General features: G+C 45.6%; 16 protein-coding genes. 10 read left to right on the forward strand and 6 right to left on the reverse strand.

Annotation, left to right across the window (positions count from 1 at the left end; translation table 11 throughout):
* Positions 1-87 precede the first annotated feature (87 nt).
* Together glpK and BMY62_RS09220 are read right to left on the reverse strand one after the other, a co-directional pair.
* The gene (gene glpK, locus BMY62_RS09215; protein WP_090658891.1) at positions 88-1,587 is read right to left on the reverse strand and encodes a glycerol kinase GlpK; all 1,500 of its coding nucleotides are present in this window, start codon (positions 1,585-1,587) and stop codon (positions 88-90) included.
* A gap of 53 nt (positions 1,588-1,640) precedes the next feature.
* Positions 1,641-1,838 carry a hypothetical protein gene (locus BMY62_RS09220; RefSeq protein ID WP_090658893.1) on the reverse strand — a complete coding sequence of 66 codons (198 nt, stop codon included), beginning with the start codon at positions 1,836-1,838 and terminating at the stop codon, positions 1,641-1,643.
* A 193-nt stretch (positions 1,839-2,031) separates the two neighbouring features.
* On the opposite strand from BMY62_RS09220, the gene cutA reads away from it, so the two are divergent.
* From cutA to BMY62_RS09240, 4 genes are all read left to right on the forward strand, one after another.
* Positions 2,032-2,349 carry a divalent-cation tolerance protein CutA gene (gene cutA / locus BMY62_RS09225; RefSeq protein WP_090658895.1) on the forward strand — a complete coding sequence of 106 codons (318 nt, stop codon included), beginning with the start codon at positions 2,032-2,034 and terminating at the stop codon, positions 2,347-2,349.
* Positions 2,350-2,365: 16 nt separating this feature from the next.
* Positions 2,366-4,315, forward strand: coding sequence for a protein-disulfide reductase DsbD (dsbD, locus tag BMY62_RS09230; RefSeq protein WP_090658897.1), 1,950 nt, complete (start codon positions 2,366-2,368; stop codon positions 4,313-4,315).
* 74 nt (positions 4,316-4,389) lie between these two features.
* Complete coding sequence (locus BMY62_RS09235; protein WP_090658899.1) at positions 4,390-4,983, forward strand: TlpA family protein disulfide reductase; 594 nt, start codon at positions 4,390-4,392, stop codon at positions 4,981-4,983.
* Between the two features lie 11 nt (positions 4,984-4,994).
* Positions 4,995-5,360 carry a DUF2784 domain-containing protein gene (locus tag BMY62_RS09240; protein ID WP_090658901.1) on the forward strand — a complete coding sequence of 122 codons (366 nt, stop codon included), beginning with the start codon at positions 4,995-4,997 and terminating at the stop codon, positions 5,358-5,360.
* Between the two features lie 26 nt (positions 5,361-5,386).
* Here BMY62_RS09240 and ttcA read toward each other — a convergent pair whose 3' ends face one another.
* A complete protein-coding gene (gene ttcA, locus BMY62_RS09245) occupies positions 5,387-6,283 on the reverse strand; it encodes a tRNA 2-thiocytidine(32) synthetase TtcA (RefSeq protein WP_090658903.1) in 897 nt (298 codons plus the stop codon).
* A 123-nt stretch (positions 6,284-6,406) separates the two neighbouring features.
* On the opposite strand from ttcA, the gene BMY62_RS09250 reads away from it, so the two are divergent.
* The 4 genes from BMY62_RS09250 to guaD all read left to right on the forward strand — a co-directional run bounded on the left by BMY62_RS09250 (position 6,407) and on the right by guaD (position 9,392).
* Positions 6,407-6,874 (forward strand): cupredoxin domain-containing protein, encoded by a 468-nt coding sequence (locus BMY62_RS09250; protein WP_256207533.1) that lies wholly within the window; start codon positions 6,407-6,409, stop codon positions 6,872-6,874.
* Positions 6,871-7,425, forward strand: a complete 555-nt coding sequence (locus BMY62_RS09255; RefSeq protein WP_090658905.1) for a DUF411 domain-containing protein — start codon at positions 6,871-6,873, stop codon at positions 7,423-7,425. The genes BMY62_RS09250 and BMY62_RS09255 overlap by 4 nt, the downstream gene beginning before the upstream one ends.
* An 11-nt stretch (positions 7,426-7,436) precedes the next feature.
* On the forward strand, positions 7,437-7,904 hold the full coding sequence (locus BMY62_RS09260; RefSeq protein ID WP_090658907.1) for a cytochrome c: 468 nt from the start codon (positions 7,437-7,439) through the stop codon (positions 7,902-7,904).
* Positions 7,905-8,000: 96 nt separating this feature from the next.
* Entirely contained in the window at positions 8,001-9,392 is a 1,392-nt protein-coding gene (gene guaD / locus BMY62_RS09265) for a guanine deaminase (RefSeq protein ID WP_090658908.1), read from the forward strand.
* Positions 9,393-9,399: 7 nt separating this feature from the next.
* Here guaD and BMY62_RS16130 read toward each other — a convergent pair whose 3' ends face one another.
* Complete coding sequence (locus BMY62_RS16130; RefSeq protein WP_090658910.1) at positions 9,400-9,615, reverse strand: hypothetical protein; 216 nt, start codon at positions 9,613-9,615, stop codon at positions 9,400-9,402.
* A 100-nt stretch (positions 9,616-9,715) separates the two neighbouring features.
* Here BMY62_RS16130 and BMY62_RS09275 point away from each other — a divergent pair, with 100 nt between their 5' ends.
* Positions 9,716-10,051, forward strand: a complete 336-nt coding sequence (locus BMY62_RS09275) for a hypothetical protein (RefSeq protein WP_143058784.1) — start codon at positions 9,716-9,718, stop codon at positions 10,049-10,051.
* 128 nt (positions 10,052-10,179) lie between these two features.
* Here BMY62_RS09275 and BMY62_RS09280 read toward each other — a convergent pair whose 3' ends face one another.
* Positions 10,180-10,926 carry a 4-aminobenzoate synthase gene (locus BMY62_RS09280; RefSeq protein WP_090658914.1) on the reverse strand — a complete coding sequence of 249 codons (747 nt, stop codon included), beginning with the start codon at positions 10,924-10,926 and terminating at the stop codon, positions 10,180-10,182.
* Positions 10,927-11,042: 116 nt separating this feature from the next.
* Positions 11,043-13,340 (reverse strand): 5-methyltetrahydropteroyltriglutamate--homocysteine S-methyltransferase, encoded by a 2,298-nt coding sequence (gene metE / locus BMY62_RS09285; RefSeq protein ID WP_090658916.1) that lies wholly within the window; start codon positions 13,338-13,340, stop codon positions 11,043-11,045.
* Between the two features lie 105 nt (positions 13,341-13,445).
* Here metE and BMY62_RS09290 point away from each other — a divergent pair, with 105 nt between their 5' ends.
* The gene (locus tag BMY62_RS09290) at positions 13,446-14,348 is read left to right on the forward strand and encodes a LysR family transcriptional regulator (protein WP_090658918.1); all 903 of its coding nucleotides are present in this window, start codon (positions 13,446-13,448) and stop codon (positions 14,346-14,348) included.
* The last annotated feature ends 61 nt before the right edge of the window (positions 14,349-14,409 follow it).

Raw genomic sequence — 14,409 nt, forward strand, 5'->3', positions numbered from 1 at the left:
GACGTTTCTAAAAAGACGCTCAAATATCGATTAGGGTGCAACGAAAATACGATCCGGTTGAATATGTTAATGAAGCAGCGAAAACAATCAGTTTAATACAGCCTGCACAGCGTGTTTCCAGCCAGCATACAGTTTATTTCGTTCGTCTTCTGCCATCTGCGGTGTGTAGCGCCGAGCGCAAACCCAGGTTCTGGAAATATTGTCGAGACTGTTAAAAAGCCCGCTGTACAAACCAGCCAAAGCAGCTGCTCCCCAGGCTGTGCTCTCCATCACTTCAGGTATTTCGACCGTACGACCTAGCATATCAGCGAGAAACTGGCAAACAAACGTATTACCTGCCATACCGCCGTCTATGCGTAGCGCCTCTGATGTATCGGTACTGTTTAATTCGGACTCCATGGCTTCAATCAAATCACGGCTTTGATACCCCTGAGCCTCCAAAGCTGCGCGAACGACATGTGCGCTGGTACTCTCCCGGCTGATTCCTGTGATAGCAGCACGCGCATTCGGCTTCCAATACGGTGCGCCAAGCCCGGTAAATGCGGGAACAAAATAAACTTCATTACTGTCAGTAACCGACAGTGCAACAGCTTCGCTTTGTGCTGCATCAGACAACAGCCCAAGATTATCACGCAGCCACTGAACTGCCGCACCGGCCGTAAAAATGGATCCTTCAAGTGCATAACAGGTATCCCCGCCGATTCGATAACCAATAGTCGTTAACAGCTTGTTACTGGAAATTGTACAGTTGTGTCCGGTATTCATCAATGCAAAGCAACCGGTGCCATAGGTTGCTTTAATCATACCGGATTCAAAACATCCCTGCCCAACCAGCGCTGCATGCTGGTCTCCGGCCATCCCGCCTATGACATAGGCAGCTCCCAGCAATTCCGGCTTTGTCTCGCCAAAAAAGGCAACGTTGTCACTAACATTCGGCAACATGCCGGCAGGTATATTAAACAACTGCAGCAGATCATTATCCCATTGCCGGGTGACAATATTAAATAACAGAGTACGTGATGCATTGGTTATATCTGTCGTATGCGCTTTCCCCTGTGTCAGCTTCCACAGTAGAAACGTATCCACCGTACCAAAAGCAAGTTCACCCTTTTCTGCCCGTTGCCGCGCACCCTCAATGTGATCAAGTATCCAGGCAATTTTGGTAGCCGAAAAATAAGGGTCGACCAACAATCCGGTTTTTTTCGTAATCTGTTGTTCATGTCCGGATTTTTTTATTGTGTCGCATAAATCAGCAGTTCTGCGGTCCTGCCAGACAATCGCATTATAAATCGGCTCTCCGGTCTCTCGATCCCAAATCACGGTTGTTTCACGTTGGTTTGTAATACCGATACCGGCGATTTTGATATCGCTTCTTTGTGCGTCAGCAATCACATTCCGGCAGACCCACAGCGTATCCTCCCAAAGATCGCCGGGGTGCTGTTCGATCCATCCTTTGTGTGGGTGTAGTAATTTCAGTTCTTTCTGACTGACTGCGAGAATTTCACCCTGAACTGAAAACAATATGGCGCGCGTACTGGTGGTTCCCTGATCAATGGCCAGCAGCGCCAGGTTTTTTACGGAACTCATGGCTGGTTATTTACACCTGAAACGATATTGTTATTTATTGTAAACTACAGCAATCAATTGGATTTTTTATCCACATCTGACATTAAAAACTTGACCAGCATGGCAATACCAAATGGCAGCGCACTTAAACCGGTAATCATATAATGCTCGGCAGTAAACTGATCGCCTTCATCCATCAGGATATACCCGAAGAATACAGTCACCGGTGCCAACATTGCGAGCAGCTGTATCAGTAAAAAAAAACGTTTCATATCTTTTTAACCCTGTTAACACAAAAAATAGGTAGTACTCGTCTATTCTGAGCAATAAGGCTGCCACCTTCAAGGCCTTCGTGCATAAAATTACTCGTCGTACCCTGAAGTAATCACATTTCGTTCCATCGGTCGTGGAGTGTCAAGGAATAAAAAGACAAAGCAATACAAACATTTTATAATAACTGTCATTATGACCGAAGCCATTCTTGTAATAACCAACTTTCCAAATAAAGAGAGTGCGCTGGTATTTGCGCAAGCCTTGATTGACAGAAAACTGGCGGCCTGCGTGAATGTGATGTCTGCATGCACATCCGTTTACCGCTGGCAGGACAGTATCGATACCGCAGAAGAGATTCCTGTTTTCATAAAAACACGCTCAGCGAGATATCAGTCTGTGGAAGAACTCATTTTATCGATGCATCCCTATGAACTACCTGAAGTGATAACTGTCCCTATTTCCGATGGGCATCCCGCTTATTTGCGATGGATTATTGAAGAAACAATCTGACAAAACTGTAATAAAAATGCGCCTATTTCCAATTCTAATTGTACTGATTTGTTTAGCCAGTCCAAATGTTGCTGCACAGGAGAGCAATTCATTTGGCAGTCTGTTTTCAAAATTACAAGAACTCGGCATTAATCTGGGGCAAAACAACCAGCAGGAATTACTTCCCCCGGATGAAGCATTCCAGATGACGCTGGAAGTGAAAGATGCAAAGACACTGATTGCCAACCTGGCACCTGCCAAGAATTATTATGTTTATCGCGACAAGATCGCTTTTGAACCTCAATCGCCGAATACCCAGATAGAAAAGGTTACATTGCCTCAGGGCAAAATGAAGGAAGACCTGACTTTTGGTCATGTCGAGGTTTATTACAAACCGATACAGGCTGTCATTACACTGAAGCGCGAGGCGTTGACTGAACAGCCTTTGTCACTCGCCGCAACGTATCAGGGATGTAATGACCCCGTGGGTGTCTGCTACGCGCCGATCAAAAAGGAATTCGATCTGACTTTGCCCGCCATGCAGGCGGTCAATGCTGTAGCAAACGCAGTCAGCGGAGCGGCTGTCGCAACGCCATTTGATCCTGCTGCAGAACTGTTTCAAATGCCCTCACAATCCTCTTCTCGATCACCCGCCATTGAAACCGAGGCCTATAAAATCGACCGCATGTTTGAAACAGGCAATTTCTGGCTGATACTCAGCGGTTTTTTCGGTATCGGACTGCTACTGGCATTTACGCCATGCGTTTTTCCTATGTTCCCAATTTTATCAGGCATTATTGCACAGAAAGGCAAGCAGATGACCAGGCGCAAGGGGCTAACACTGGCACTATCCTACGTGCTGGGTATGGCTATTACCTATGCAATAGTCGGTGTGATTGCCGGACTTTCCGGTTCAATGCTTTCCGCCGCCTTGCAGAATGCCTGGGTGCTAGGAACCTTTGCATTGATTTTTGTCTTGCTCTCATTTTCGATGTTTGGCTTTTACGAGTTGCAACTGCCGGGCAGCCTGCAAAGCAAATTATCTGAGGAGGCAGGAAGTTTAAGAGGCGGTCACTTAACCAGTGTTTTCGGTATGGGAGCATTGTCTGCCTTGATTGTCGGCCCGTGCGTAGCCGCACCACTCGCCGGTGCACTGCTCTATATCAGTCAAACGCGTGATGTTGTACTGGGTGGCTCAGCTCTTTTTGTGATGGCGCTGGGGATGGGTGTGCCTTTGCTGTTACTGGGCGCTTCAGCCGGCGCTTTGCTGCCAAAGGCAGGCCCATGGATGGAGTCGATCAAACAGTTTTTTGGTGTACTTCTGCTCGCTGTCGCAATCTGGCTGATTTCTCCGGTCATTAATGAAGTTGCGCACATGCTGTTATGGGCTGCGCTACTGATTATCTCGGCCATTTATCTTCATGCGATTGATCCCTTGCCACCGCGATCATCCGGTTTAAGAAAATTCCTAAAAGGTATTGGTGTCATTGCGTTACTGGTCGGCATTGCGTTATTAATTGGCGTTTTATCAGGCAGCCGTGATGTGTTGCAGCCATTATCCAAATTCAACATTGCAACTTCGGCAGTAAACAACACGTCAGGTTATGAATATTCAGACAGCCATATTCCATTCCAACGTGTAAAAACAATCGCCGAACTGGATGAACAGATACGCCAGGCCAGCGAAAACAATCAGTACGTTATGGTTGATTTTTATGCAGACTGGTGCATTTCCTGCAAGGAAATGGAACGATTTACGTTATCTGATGAAAAAGTGAAGGACAGACTCAAAAATGTCAAACTCCTTCAGATTGACGTTACCCATGGCACAGCCGATGACACTGCCCTGCTGCAGCGGTTCAACCTGTTCGGTCCGCCCGGAATTCTTTTTATAGACCAGAATGGCAATGAAATACCTGACATACGAATTATCGGATTCCTCAACAAAACCGATTTCCTGACAGTTTTAAACGCTGTGCTGATTTAATATCGCTTCACACACTCCTACGGTCGTTCGACGCTACAGTGCGGCAGATCACCGCTATCAAAAGGAATATATAAATGTCCAAACTGAGTCAAATTATCCTGTTCTGTGCAGCCGCTGTTGTGGCCATGTCCGCCGGTGTCTGGTTACGGGCGTATTTTATGGACGGCCCTCAGCCGCCGTTGTCCGAAGAAATGAACAAACAGGGTGCCGAAGCCATATTATCGGCAAATCTGCCGGATCTCGACGGCGTGTCGCAACCGATCGCACAATGGAAAGGCGATGTGATCGTCGCCAATTTCTGGGCTACCTGGTGCACGCCATGTCGCGAAGAAATACCTGAGTTTATCGAAATGCAGCAGCAATATGGTGATCAGGGTCTGACTTTCATTGGTATCGCGGTTGATCAGTTAGAAAAAGTCTTGCCCTACAGCAAGGAATTGGGTATCAATTATCCAGTCCTGGTCGGTGGTCTGAATGCAATGTCTTTTGCTGAGGCAGCTGGTAACGAAATGTCTGTTTTACCATATACAATCGTTTTTGACAGACAGGGAAAGATTTCCGATACTTTTTTGGGGCGCGTTCATCAAAAAACACTGGAAAAATCCGTTATGCCGCTACTGCATTCTGATCGGGCAGAACCCGAACGTACCGAGCAACCGAGTCTGTAATTTCAGCGTGCATGCTGCTAGCTGATATTGTCCTGTTACTCCATCTGCTGTATGTGCTGTTTGTGGTCGGCAGCCTTCCTGTCATCTGGATAGGTGCGTATTTAAAGAAAACATTTGTCAGGAATCCCTGGTTTCGCTATCTGCACCTGGCTGCGATTTTGTTTGTCGTCGTTGAATCCCTGCTCGGTGTAGCTTGCCCCCTTACTGTATTAGAAAACCTGCTGCGACAGGTTGAAACAGAAAGCAGTTTTATCCAGTTCTGGGTGCATAAAATTCTGTTTTACAGTTTCCCGGAATATGTATTCACGATCATCTACGTTGTATTTGCCTGTATCGTGGCGTTGACATTTAAGCTGGTGCCGCCAAAACATAACTAAAAGTAAGTCACTGGCCGAGCAACCAATTAACCGGAATTCCCGTTTTTTTCAACGAGCGAGAGCATCATTTCTTCAATTGGCTGGTCGAAAGTTTCCTCGTCAAATGCCGTATCGCCATTTACATAAGGAGAATCCTGTGTTTTCAAACCATTGAAATCGAATTTTGCCGTATCAGCAAGATGCGATAACTGTACGTTTTGCAGTGATCTGAACATCGTTTCAAGTCTGCCGGGAAAACGTTTGTCCCATTGCTGCAACATCTCTTTAATAACCTGTCGCTGAAGATTTGGCTGCGATCCGCATAAATTACATGGAATAATCGGGAAAGCAGCGCTTTCAGCATACGCTGCAATATCTTTTTCCCTGCAATAAGCCAGCGGGCGTATCACAATATGCCGGCCGTCATCGCTGACCAGCTTGGGTGGCATTGCTTTAAGTTTCCCACCATAAAACATGTTTAGAAAAAGCGTTTCCAGAATGTCGTCACGATGATGGCCCAAAGCTATTTTTGTTGCTCCAAGCTCGTTGGCAACGCGGTACAAAACACCGCGACGCAAACGTGAGCATAAACTGCATGTCGTTTTTCCCTCCGGCACAACACGCTTGACGATGCTATAGGTATCCTGTTCGACTATACGGAATGGAATGCCAAGCTCCCCAAGATATTCCGGCAAGACTTTTTCAGGAAAACCAGGCTGCTTCTGATCAAGATTGACAGCAATCAGTTCAAATCCCATTGGTGCATGCGCCTGAAGGTTCAATAATATATCAAGCAGAACATAGCTGTCTTTACCACCGGATAAACAAACCATGATGCGGTCTCCGGCTTCGATCATATTGAAATCTGCGATCGCAGTACCGACCAATCGTCTCAGGCGCTTATGCAGTTTATTAGTTTGGTAACGTTTTTTCTGGGGTAACATCAGTCACAAAGTTATTGTTCAGCTGCGCAGTTTATTGGACAAAATAATTGGAACAATTTAGCATTGAAGGTTTCTAACTACAATTGGATAAAGAGATTCCAACGGTAATTTTACCAGCACCTCATGAAGAATAAACATCTGCAGATTATAACACTGGCTGTGTTGTTCCTGTATTCAGCTGGCACGAATGGACAGATGGATTATATTCCTCCGGCAGACAGTATCGGCAAACCCGGTATTGCCAGTGAAGTTACACGAACCATTAAATTGACGCTTCTGGAATACATGTTCTTGCCTAATGAAATCTGGGTAGCAAAAGGCGAAACGGTTCGTTTCGTGATAAAAAACGGCGGAGATAAGAACCATGAAATGCTTATCGGTCTTGATGATGATCTAAGAAAAGCCGCCAAAGCACGGCGCAAACATATTGACAACCCAAATGAATTGGAAGCGGGACTGGTACAATTAAGGCCCGGTGAACAAAAAGAGCTGGTCTGGTTTTTTGACGAAGCTGGCGCTATCGAATATGCCTGCCCTCTGCCGGGCCATTTCAAGGGTATGCGTGGAATGATTTATGTGGAGACAAAATGAAAAAACATATATGTACTTTAATAACCGGATTTATTATAACGTCTGGCATGCTGAGTTTAACAGCACCGGCACACGCAACGACAACCATAGAAGTCTATAAAAGCCCAACCTGCGGCTGTTGTTCGAAGTGGGTAGATCATATGCGTGATCATGGCTTTACTGTAATAACCAAGGATGTTGGGAATAAGGAAATACGCAAAAAAGTCGGTATGTCCGAAACACTCGGTTCCTGCCACACCGCCCTGGTCAACGGATATGTGATGGAAGGTCATATCCCGGCGCCTGATATTATCCGTTTTCTAAAGGAGAAACCGGATGCACTGGGACTGGCGGTACCCGACATGCCCCACGGATCGCCAGGTATGGAAGGACGCCGCGTCGATCCTTATAATGTATTGAAAGTCAACGCGCCCGGAGATACCCGCAGAGACGCTGAGATTTATCAGCGATATGATCCTTATGCCAATAAAGCCGCATCGACTGCTCCGGCCGCGCCTGCGTCAAAAAATGATACTGAAGGTTTCTCTTCCATAATGCGTCTGAAGAATTAAACGAACTCAACATGTCTATCCGCATTTTGCTAATGTTTGTCGGTGGTTTCCTGCTCGCAGCCTGTGATGATGCCGGGCAGCAGGAAACGCGTTCACTCAAGGAAATTCTTAATCTGAATTCAGAGCGCGTAGTCAGGAACTTTGATCCCGAGCAGATTAAACGTGGAGAGAGTGTTTTCCAGGCAAACTGCGAAAACTGTCATGGCAAAAATGCAGCGGGCACGGCAGACTGGCGCACACCAACAGCAGATGGCAAGTTTCCACCACCCCCGTTAGATGGCACCGCACATGCATGGCATCACTCCACGGCCGTGTTGAAAAAAACAATTCTGCAAGGTGGGCCGCCTGAATTCAGTACAATGCCTGCCTGGGAAGGCATTCTGACCGAGCAACAAGTGGATGATGTCATCGTATGGATCAAGTCCTTATGGCCGGACGAGATTTATACGACCTGGTATCACAATTTCGAGGAAAAGTAACACACACAAGTCAATGTGGCATTCTGACAATTTATTCCACAAATCCTACCTGATGAATTACATATACAGGTAACAGCAAACGGAATTGCGCTGATTATGCTATCGACATCTGAGTCTGATCCATCAATCAGCAAACCCAAGGCAGTACGCGGCTCCATTTTCTTTCTGACGGATGATCCGGGTTCCAAATCCGATCCGCAAGACTGTTACGAATATTATGAAGACGGCATTCTCGTACTGCGAGACGATGGCCATATACTGGATGTCGGACCGAGCACCCAGACAAAAGCAAAACACAAGTTGCTTGCAAATGAGATTGCCGACTACAGCGGCAGACTGGTTATACCCGGCTTCATCGATACCCATATTCATTATCCTCAGGCTGAAATAATAGCCGCTTACGGCGAACAACTGGTTCATTGGCTGGAAAAATACGCATATCCGGCCGAATCCCGTTTTGCGGACAGATCATACGCGCAGGCAGTCAGTCGTTTTTTTCTTCATGAATTGCTTCGTAACGGCACCACAACTGCTTTGATATTCGGCTCCGTCCATAAAATTTCGATAGACGCATTGTTCAGCGAGGCTGAAAAACTGAATCTTCGCATTATCGGTGGGAAAGTGATGATGGACAGAAACGCTCCGGAGAATCTACTCGATACACCAGAAACTACCAACGCAGACAATGAAGCACTAATCGCAACATGGCATAACAAAGGCCGTATTCAATATGCTATCACGCCACGTTTTGCGATTACTTCCAGCCCGGCGCAACTGAGTGTTGCGGCAAGGTTGTATCATGCACGTGACGATCTGTATCTACACACACATGTTGCTGAAAATTTACATGAAATAGCTTTGACTCAACAGCTTTACCCCTCTGCAAAAAGCTATCTGCACGTGTATGATGATTTTGGTCTTGTCGGTTCAAGATCTCTGTTTGCGCACGGTATACATTTAACGGAAGATGAATTCAACTTACTGGCAGAAAAACAGGCCGCTCTATCCTTTTGCCCGACTTCCAATCTGTTTCTTGGAAGTGGATTGTTCAACTTCAACAAAGCATACCAGAAAAATATACTGCTTGGCATAGGAACCGATATTGGTGCGGGAACCAGTTTTTCCATGTTCCAGACCATGAATGAAGCGTACAAGGTTGTTCAGCTGCTGCGGTCAACCCATCAACCGATACAATCCGAAAACGAAGCACACTTGACCCCTTTTAAGGCATTTTATCTAACCACACTGGGCGCGGCGCGCGCCTTATATCTGGACAATAAGCTGGGCTCTTTCCAGCCTGGCAAGGAAGGTGATTTCATCATTCTGAATCTTGAAGCCACGCCACTGCTACAGTTTCGTATGCTGCATACACAGTCGCTGTCTGAACGATTGTTTGTTTTGATGATGCTTGCTGATGACCGAGTGGTAGAAGCAGTATACATAATGGGGCGCCATTGCTATGGACACGGTGCAGATGCGTCATATTGATAGAGTACTATTTGAGTATAATCTGCCGGACTGTCACTGCAGCAGCCTGTTTTTCCACAAACAAATCGTGATTTTTCACAGGTTGTTGTGTATCATAAAAGTGGCACGGTAAAGATTGATATATTGATGTTTTTTTAGGAAGTGCAAACCGCTTGCAAAAACCGTGAAGCTTACTAATAGATTCTAATAATAACGGCTTCAAACCAGTATAAGGAAAACCCATGGGCGCAATCTTTTTTTATATTTTTGTATATTTCATAGGCTATTACGGGTCGGCAATTTTTAATATGTTTTCTGTCCGCCCTTTGGTCACAAACCGATTTATGGCTGCTCTTGTTCCTGTTGTTGCCGTGGCCATCGCACACGCGTATATGATTGTGACCAAACCACCACCGGCATCGCTGGATATCACCGTCGAGTCAGCACTGTTCACCTATGTAATCATGCCGGTGATCATTGTCTCGCTAGGTGCAGTATATTTTATGTGGAATTCCCGCCGGTCAGAAGAGGAAGAAGCAAAGACAGATGATTTAGAAGCTGAGGAAATTGATGATACTGTTGCGAAAAGTGTTGATTCTGAAAAACCTGCAGAGGCTAATGCGTCTGAAGTTCCGGACAACGAGCAGGAGAATGCAAGCAACAAAGATAAAACTTCATAACCAGACGAGTATTATCAAGTGTGTACTCAACAAAGCTGGATTGGAATGGCCTTATTCTCCCGCGATAGTGTCAGTGTCATTCGGCGAAATCGAATAAGGCCATTGTAATTGCTGACTTTGTGTACTGATTAATGAATCGTTGCAGATTCTTTTTCAGATTCGCACTTCAGGTTAGCACAGTAGGTGTTATGGATACCGTCAAGAAAACCCCATAAAGCATCACATGCTTCACGCGTGGCTGCCAGTACTTCTTCCTGTTTTTCAGGCGTGTCCGCAAAGCGCTCAATGATCTCCCACTCTGCCTGAGAGTGATAAACATCCGCCTGCTGATGTACCGAAAAGAAAGCATAATCTTTGGGATCGGTCATTCCATAAAATTTGGCCAGACCGTCAATCTTGACTGCTGCGATGTCCGGAACCTGTGACTCAAATGCATGTAATGCTGCCAGACCGGCATAAAACGGCCGATTCAGGCAAATATCTCTGAATGTAGAAACCAGTTTCTCTGTATTTGGCAGTGCTTTTGCATTCGTCAGGCTTTTGTCGTCTGCACCCAAAGCACATGCGAATTTCTTCCACAACGCCGGATGATTGGTCTCACCGTGTTCTTCATCAATCAGATTCTGTAATACTTCCTGACGCACGCTGATATCACCGGAGTTCGACTCTGTACTGAAATGCGGCGTGTTAAAGTGAACGGCGCTTAAATAGGTAGGTTCTGCCAGCACATTATAAAAATACTGTTCAGCATAATGACGTAATTGTTCTTTTGTCAGTTTCCCTTCTGTCCAGGCCACGTAAAAGGGATGTTTCAGCAGATGTCTGGCACTGATTGCATCACTGACTTTTTGCTTAAATAGATTATGGGTTGTCATATAGGTTTTCCTTTTAGATTTTCCTTTTTCATTAAAGAAACTGTGTTAACAGTTTTGTTACTATAAGCTATATTCTAGTTCGCATATCATCGCTAATTAATACCACCAAGTCAAATTTAGCTGACTCTGAAAGTTTTGAAATGGCTCGCCAAATGCCGGCTCGCGGCAACCATGTTACGCAGCGCCGGCCTGACTTCGTCCCAGCTGCGTGTTTTTAATCCACAATCCGGATTAACCCACAACCGATCAATGGGTATCCGTTGTGCGGCCTTTTGCATCAGTTCGATAATTGAATCCACTGAAGGTATGTTCGGAGAATGAATGTCATAAACACCGGGACCGATTTCATTGGGATATAGAAATTGATCAAAAGCACTTAGGAGTTCCATGCCCGACCGGGAATTTTCAATGGTAATCACATCCGCGTCCATTTCGGCGATAGCTACAATGATATCGTTGAATTCAGAGTAACACATGTGTGTATGAATCTGGGTAGTATCCTGTACGCCACTGGCAGCAATGCGAAACGCGCGTACAGCCCAATCCAGATAGGATTTCCATTGCGATTTCCGTAGCGGAAGACCTTCTCTGAGAGCAGCCTCATCTATTTGAATAATACCAATCCCTGCTTTTTCAAGAGCGAGCACTTCATCCCGAACAGCTAAAGCCAGCTGCAGGCAGGTTTGTTCTCTGGACTGATCATCACGCACAAATGACCAGTTGAGCATCGTAACCGGTCCTGTCAGCATACCTTTCACTGGTTTACTGGTAAGTGACTGCGCATACTGTATCCATTCGGTACTGATTGCATGTGTATGAGCAACATCACCATAGATAATCGGTGGTTTGACACATCGAGACCCGTAAGACTGCACCCACCCGAATTGAGTAAAAGCATACCCGGCCAGCTGCTCACCAAAATACTCTACCATATCATTTCGTTCAGGTTCTCCATGTACGAGGACATCCAGCCCCAGCGCTTCTTGCTCGCGCACACACGTTTCTATTTCCTGTTGCATCAACGTTCGGTATTCTTTCTCCGACAGTCTGGATTGCCGCAAATCCAGTCTGGCCTGGCGGATTTTTTGTGTTTGTGGAAATGAACCAATTGTCGTCGTCGGAAAAAAAGGTAGTTTAATTTTGCTGCGTTGCTGTATGGCACGTTCTCGATAAGGTGATTTTCTGACTGCCGTCTTATCATCGATTTTATTGATACGTGCTTTCACTGCTGACAAGTGCACACGGGCTGACTGTCTGCGGCTGTTTAAAGCGATCGAATTTTCTTCTAATTGTGACGAAACGCTGCTTCTGCCATGATTCAAAGCTTTTGCCAATATGTCGATTTCGTCCAGTTTTTGTATTGCAAACGCAAGCCAGGAGCGGATTTCACTGTCCAGTGCTGCTTCGCTTTCCAGGTCAACCGGTATGTGCAGCAGCGAACACGATGGCGCAAGCCATAAACGATCCTGCAATGCTGAGTGAATAGGTTCAAGCCATTCCAGCAATCGGTATAAATCAGCTTTCCAGACATTCCGACCGTTGATGATCCCCAATGATAAAACCTTATGATTCGGCAACCAGTCAATGACTTTTGCCACTTCATCTGTGGCCGTGACCGCATCAATATGTAATCCGTTTACAGGCAGTTCACACGTCAGTTGCAAATTGTTCAGCAACTCCCCGAAATATGTCGCCAGCATTAATTTAACCGGTATGGACTGTAACTGGTAATAGGCTTTTCTCAAAGCATGCTGCCAGTCCTGATCGAGTTCCAGAACAAGTACCGGCTCATCGATCTGTACCCATTCACAACCGATACGCTCAAGCGTTGATAATAATTCTGCATAAACGCTGACCAGGTTGTCAAGCAAAGCCAGTTTATTACTGCCATCTTTAGACTTGCCCAGCCATAGATAAGTCACCGGACCCAGAACAACAGGTTTTACCTTGAAGCCTTGCGCACGCGCTTCGTTAATTTGCTCGATTAATTGCCCGGCTTGCAAGGAAAAGGCTGTGTTTTTATCAAATTCCGGGACGATATAATGATAATTCGTATCGAACCATTTGGTCATTTCACAAGCATTGATACTGTAATCACTCGCAGTATCTGTAACCCCTCGGCCTCTCGCCGCGCGAAAATAATAATCAAGCCTGTCTCCAGACCGTGAGCAAACGCGACCGGGTATGTTTCCAAGCAGGAAGCTGGTATCGAGTACATGGTCATACAGTGAAAAATCTCCTGCGGGCAACCAGTCCAGTTTTGATTGATCGCTCCAGTGCTGCCTGCGCAGTTCCGACGCCGATTTATATAAATCTTTTTCCGAAATGCTTTTCTTCCAGTAATTTTCCAAAGCAAATTTTAATTCCCGATTTTTGCCAATACGCGGGAACCCCAGATTGTGTGTCGTTACCATTGTTTCATCACCATTTTATTTTCAATAAGGATTTATCAATTGTACAAACAAATAATGATGCATAATAATGATGATTTTTATAATTTTAATTAGGTTTATTTATAAATGATTGAACACAGTCATCTCAAGATTATTCAGGCCTTACATACAAACGGCACACTGACTGAGGCGGCCAACAGGTTGTGTCTGAGCCAGCCAGCGCTTTCACATCAAATCAGTTATCTGGAAAAGAAGCTCGGTATTGCGTTATGGCAAAAGGAAGGCCGCAATTTGCGTCTGACGCAGGCTGGCCTGTTGTTACTGGATGTGGCAAATCAGGTGTTACCGGTATTATCTCAGGCCGAGCAAACGCTTGCAGCCTACAGCGAAGGTCGTTGCGGTATTCTGCGTATCGGTGTTGAATGCTATCCCTGCTTTGAATGGCTGAACGCTGTGATCGGGGAATTTATGCGACAAATGCCGGATATTGACATTGACATTGTACAAAAATTTAAATTCTCGGGACTGGAGGGACTATTAAATCACCACATTGATCTGTTAATCACCCCCGATTTGATAAAAAAAGAAAAAATACATTACGAAACTTTAGCCGAGTACAAACTCATGCTGCTGGTTTCCTCCGATCACCCACTAGCGGGGGAAAAACCGCTGACGCCGGAGACCCTGAGCCGGGAAACTCTCATTACCTTTCCGGTTTCAATGGAACGGCTGGATATTTTAACGCGCTATTTGACACCTGCTCATCTTGAACCGGCAAAAATTAAACGAATTGAATCACTCGAAATTATGCTCCAGATGACCGCATTAAAGCGCGGCGTTTGTGTTTTACCGGAATGGCTGGCAGACATAAAAATGAAACATTTGAAATTGACAAAAAAACCAATCGGAAAGCGCGGCCTCTCTCAACAGCTGTTTCTGGCCATGAGAACATGTGACAAATCGATACCCTATATTATGAAATTTATGCAGGTCGGCCAGCATTCAGCCAGTAACGCACTTAAGGATTAATACGTCTATACTTCAAAACCAGCTTAGAATATGGATTTATATAGTAAACTCACACTCTTTT

This window comes from Nitrosomonas marina (assembly GCF_900111605.1).
Lineage (GTDB): Bacteria > Pseudomonadota > Gammaproteobacteria > Burkholderiales > Nitrosomonadaceae > Nitrosomonas > Nitrosomonas marina_A.

What these genes read in the sequence shown, in the direction of transcription:
- guaD (WP_090658908.1), top strand. Translation starts at nt 8,001, where the DNA reads ATGCTATCGACATCTGAGTCTGATCCATCAATCAGCAAACCCAAGGCA.
- BMY62_RS09220 (WP_090658893.1), bottom strand. Translation starts at nt 1,838, where the DNA reads ATGAAACGTTTTTTTTTACTGATACAGCTGCTCGCAATGTTGGCACCG.
- BMY62_RS09290 (WP_090658918.1), top strand. Translation starts at nt 13,446, where the DNA reads ATGATTGAACACAGTCATCTCAAGATTATTCAGGCCTTACATACAAAC.
- BMY62_RS16130 (WP_090658910.1), bottom strand. Translation starts at nt 9,615, where the DNA reads ATGGGTTTTCCTTATACTGGTTTGAAGCCGTTATTATTAGAATCTATT.
- BMY62_RS09235 (WP_090658899.1), top strand. Translation starts at nt 4,390, where the DNA reads ATGTCCAAACTGAGTCAAATTATCCTGTTCTGTGCAGCCGCTGTTGTG.
- metE (WP_090658916.1), bottom strand. Translation starts at nt 13,340, where the DNA reads ATGGTAACGACACACAATCTGGGGTTCCCGCGTATTGGCAAAAATCGG.
- dsbD (WP_090658897.1), top strand. Translation starts at nt 2,366, where the DNA reads ATGCGCCTATTTCCAATTCTAATTGTACTGATTTGTTTAGCCAGTCCA.
- cutA (WP_090658895.1), top strand. Translation starts at nt 2,032, where the DNA reads ATGACCGAAGCCATTCTTGTAATAACCAACTTTCCAAATAAAGAGAGT.
- BMY62_RS09280 (WP_090658914.1), bottom strand. Translation starts at nt 10,926, where the DNA reads ATGACAACCCATAATCTATTTAAGCAAAAAGTCAGTGATGCAATCAGT.
- ttcA (WP_090658903.1), bottom strand. Translation starts at nt 6,283, where the DNA reads ATGTTACCCCAGAAAAAACGTTACCAAACTAATAAACTGCATAAGCGC.
- BMY62_RS09260 (WP_090658907.1), top strand. Translation starts at nt 7,437, where the DNA reads ATGTCTATCCGCATTTTGCTAATGTTTGTCGGTGGTTTCCTGCTCGCA.
- BMY62_RS09255 (WP_090658905.1), top strand. Translation starts at nt 6,871, where the DNA reads ATGAAAAAACATATATGTACTTTAATAACCGGATTTATTATAACGTCT.
- BMY62_RS09250 (WP_256207533.1), top strand. Translation starts at nt 6,407, where the DNA reads ATGAAGAATAAACATCTGCAGATTATAACACTGGCTGTGTTGTTCCTG.
- BMY62_RS09240 (WP_090658901.1), top strand. Translation starts at nt 4,995, where the DNA reads ATGCTGCTAGCTGATATTGTCCTGTTACTCCATCTGCTGTATGTGCTG.
- BMY62_RS09275 (WP_143058784.1), top strand. Translation starts at nt 9,716, where the DNA reads ATGGCTGCTCTTGTTCCTGTTGTTGCCGTGGCCATCGCACACGCGTAT.
- glpK (WP_090658891.1), bottom strand. Translation starts at nt 1,587, where the DNA reads ATGAGTTCCGTAAAAAACCTGGCGCTGCTGGCCATTGATCAGGGAACC.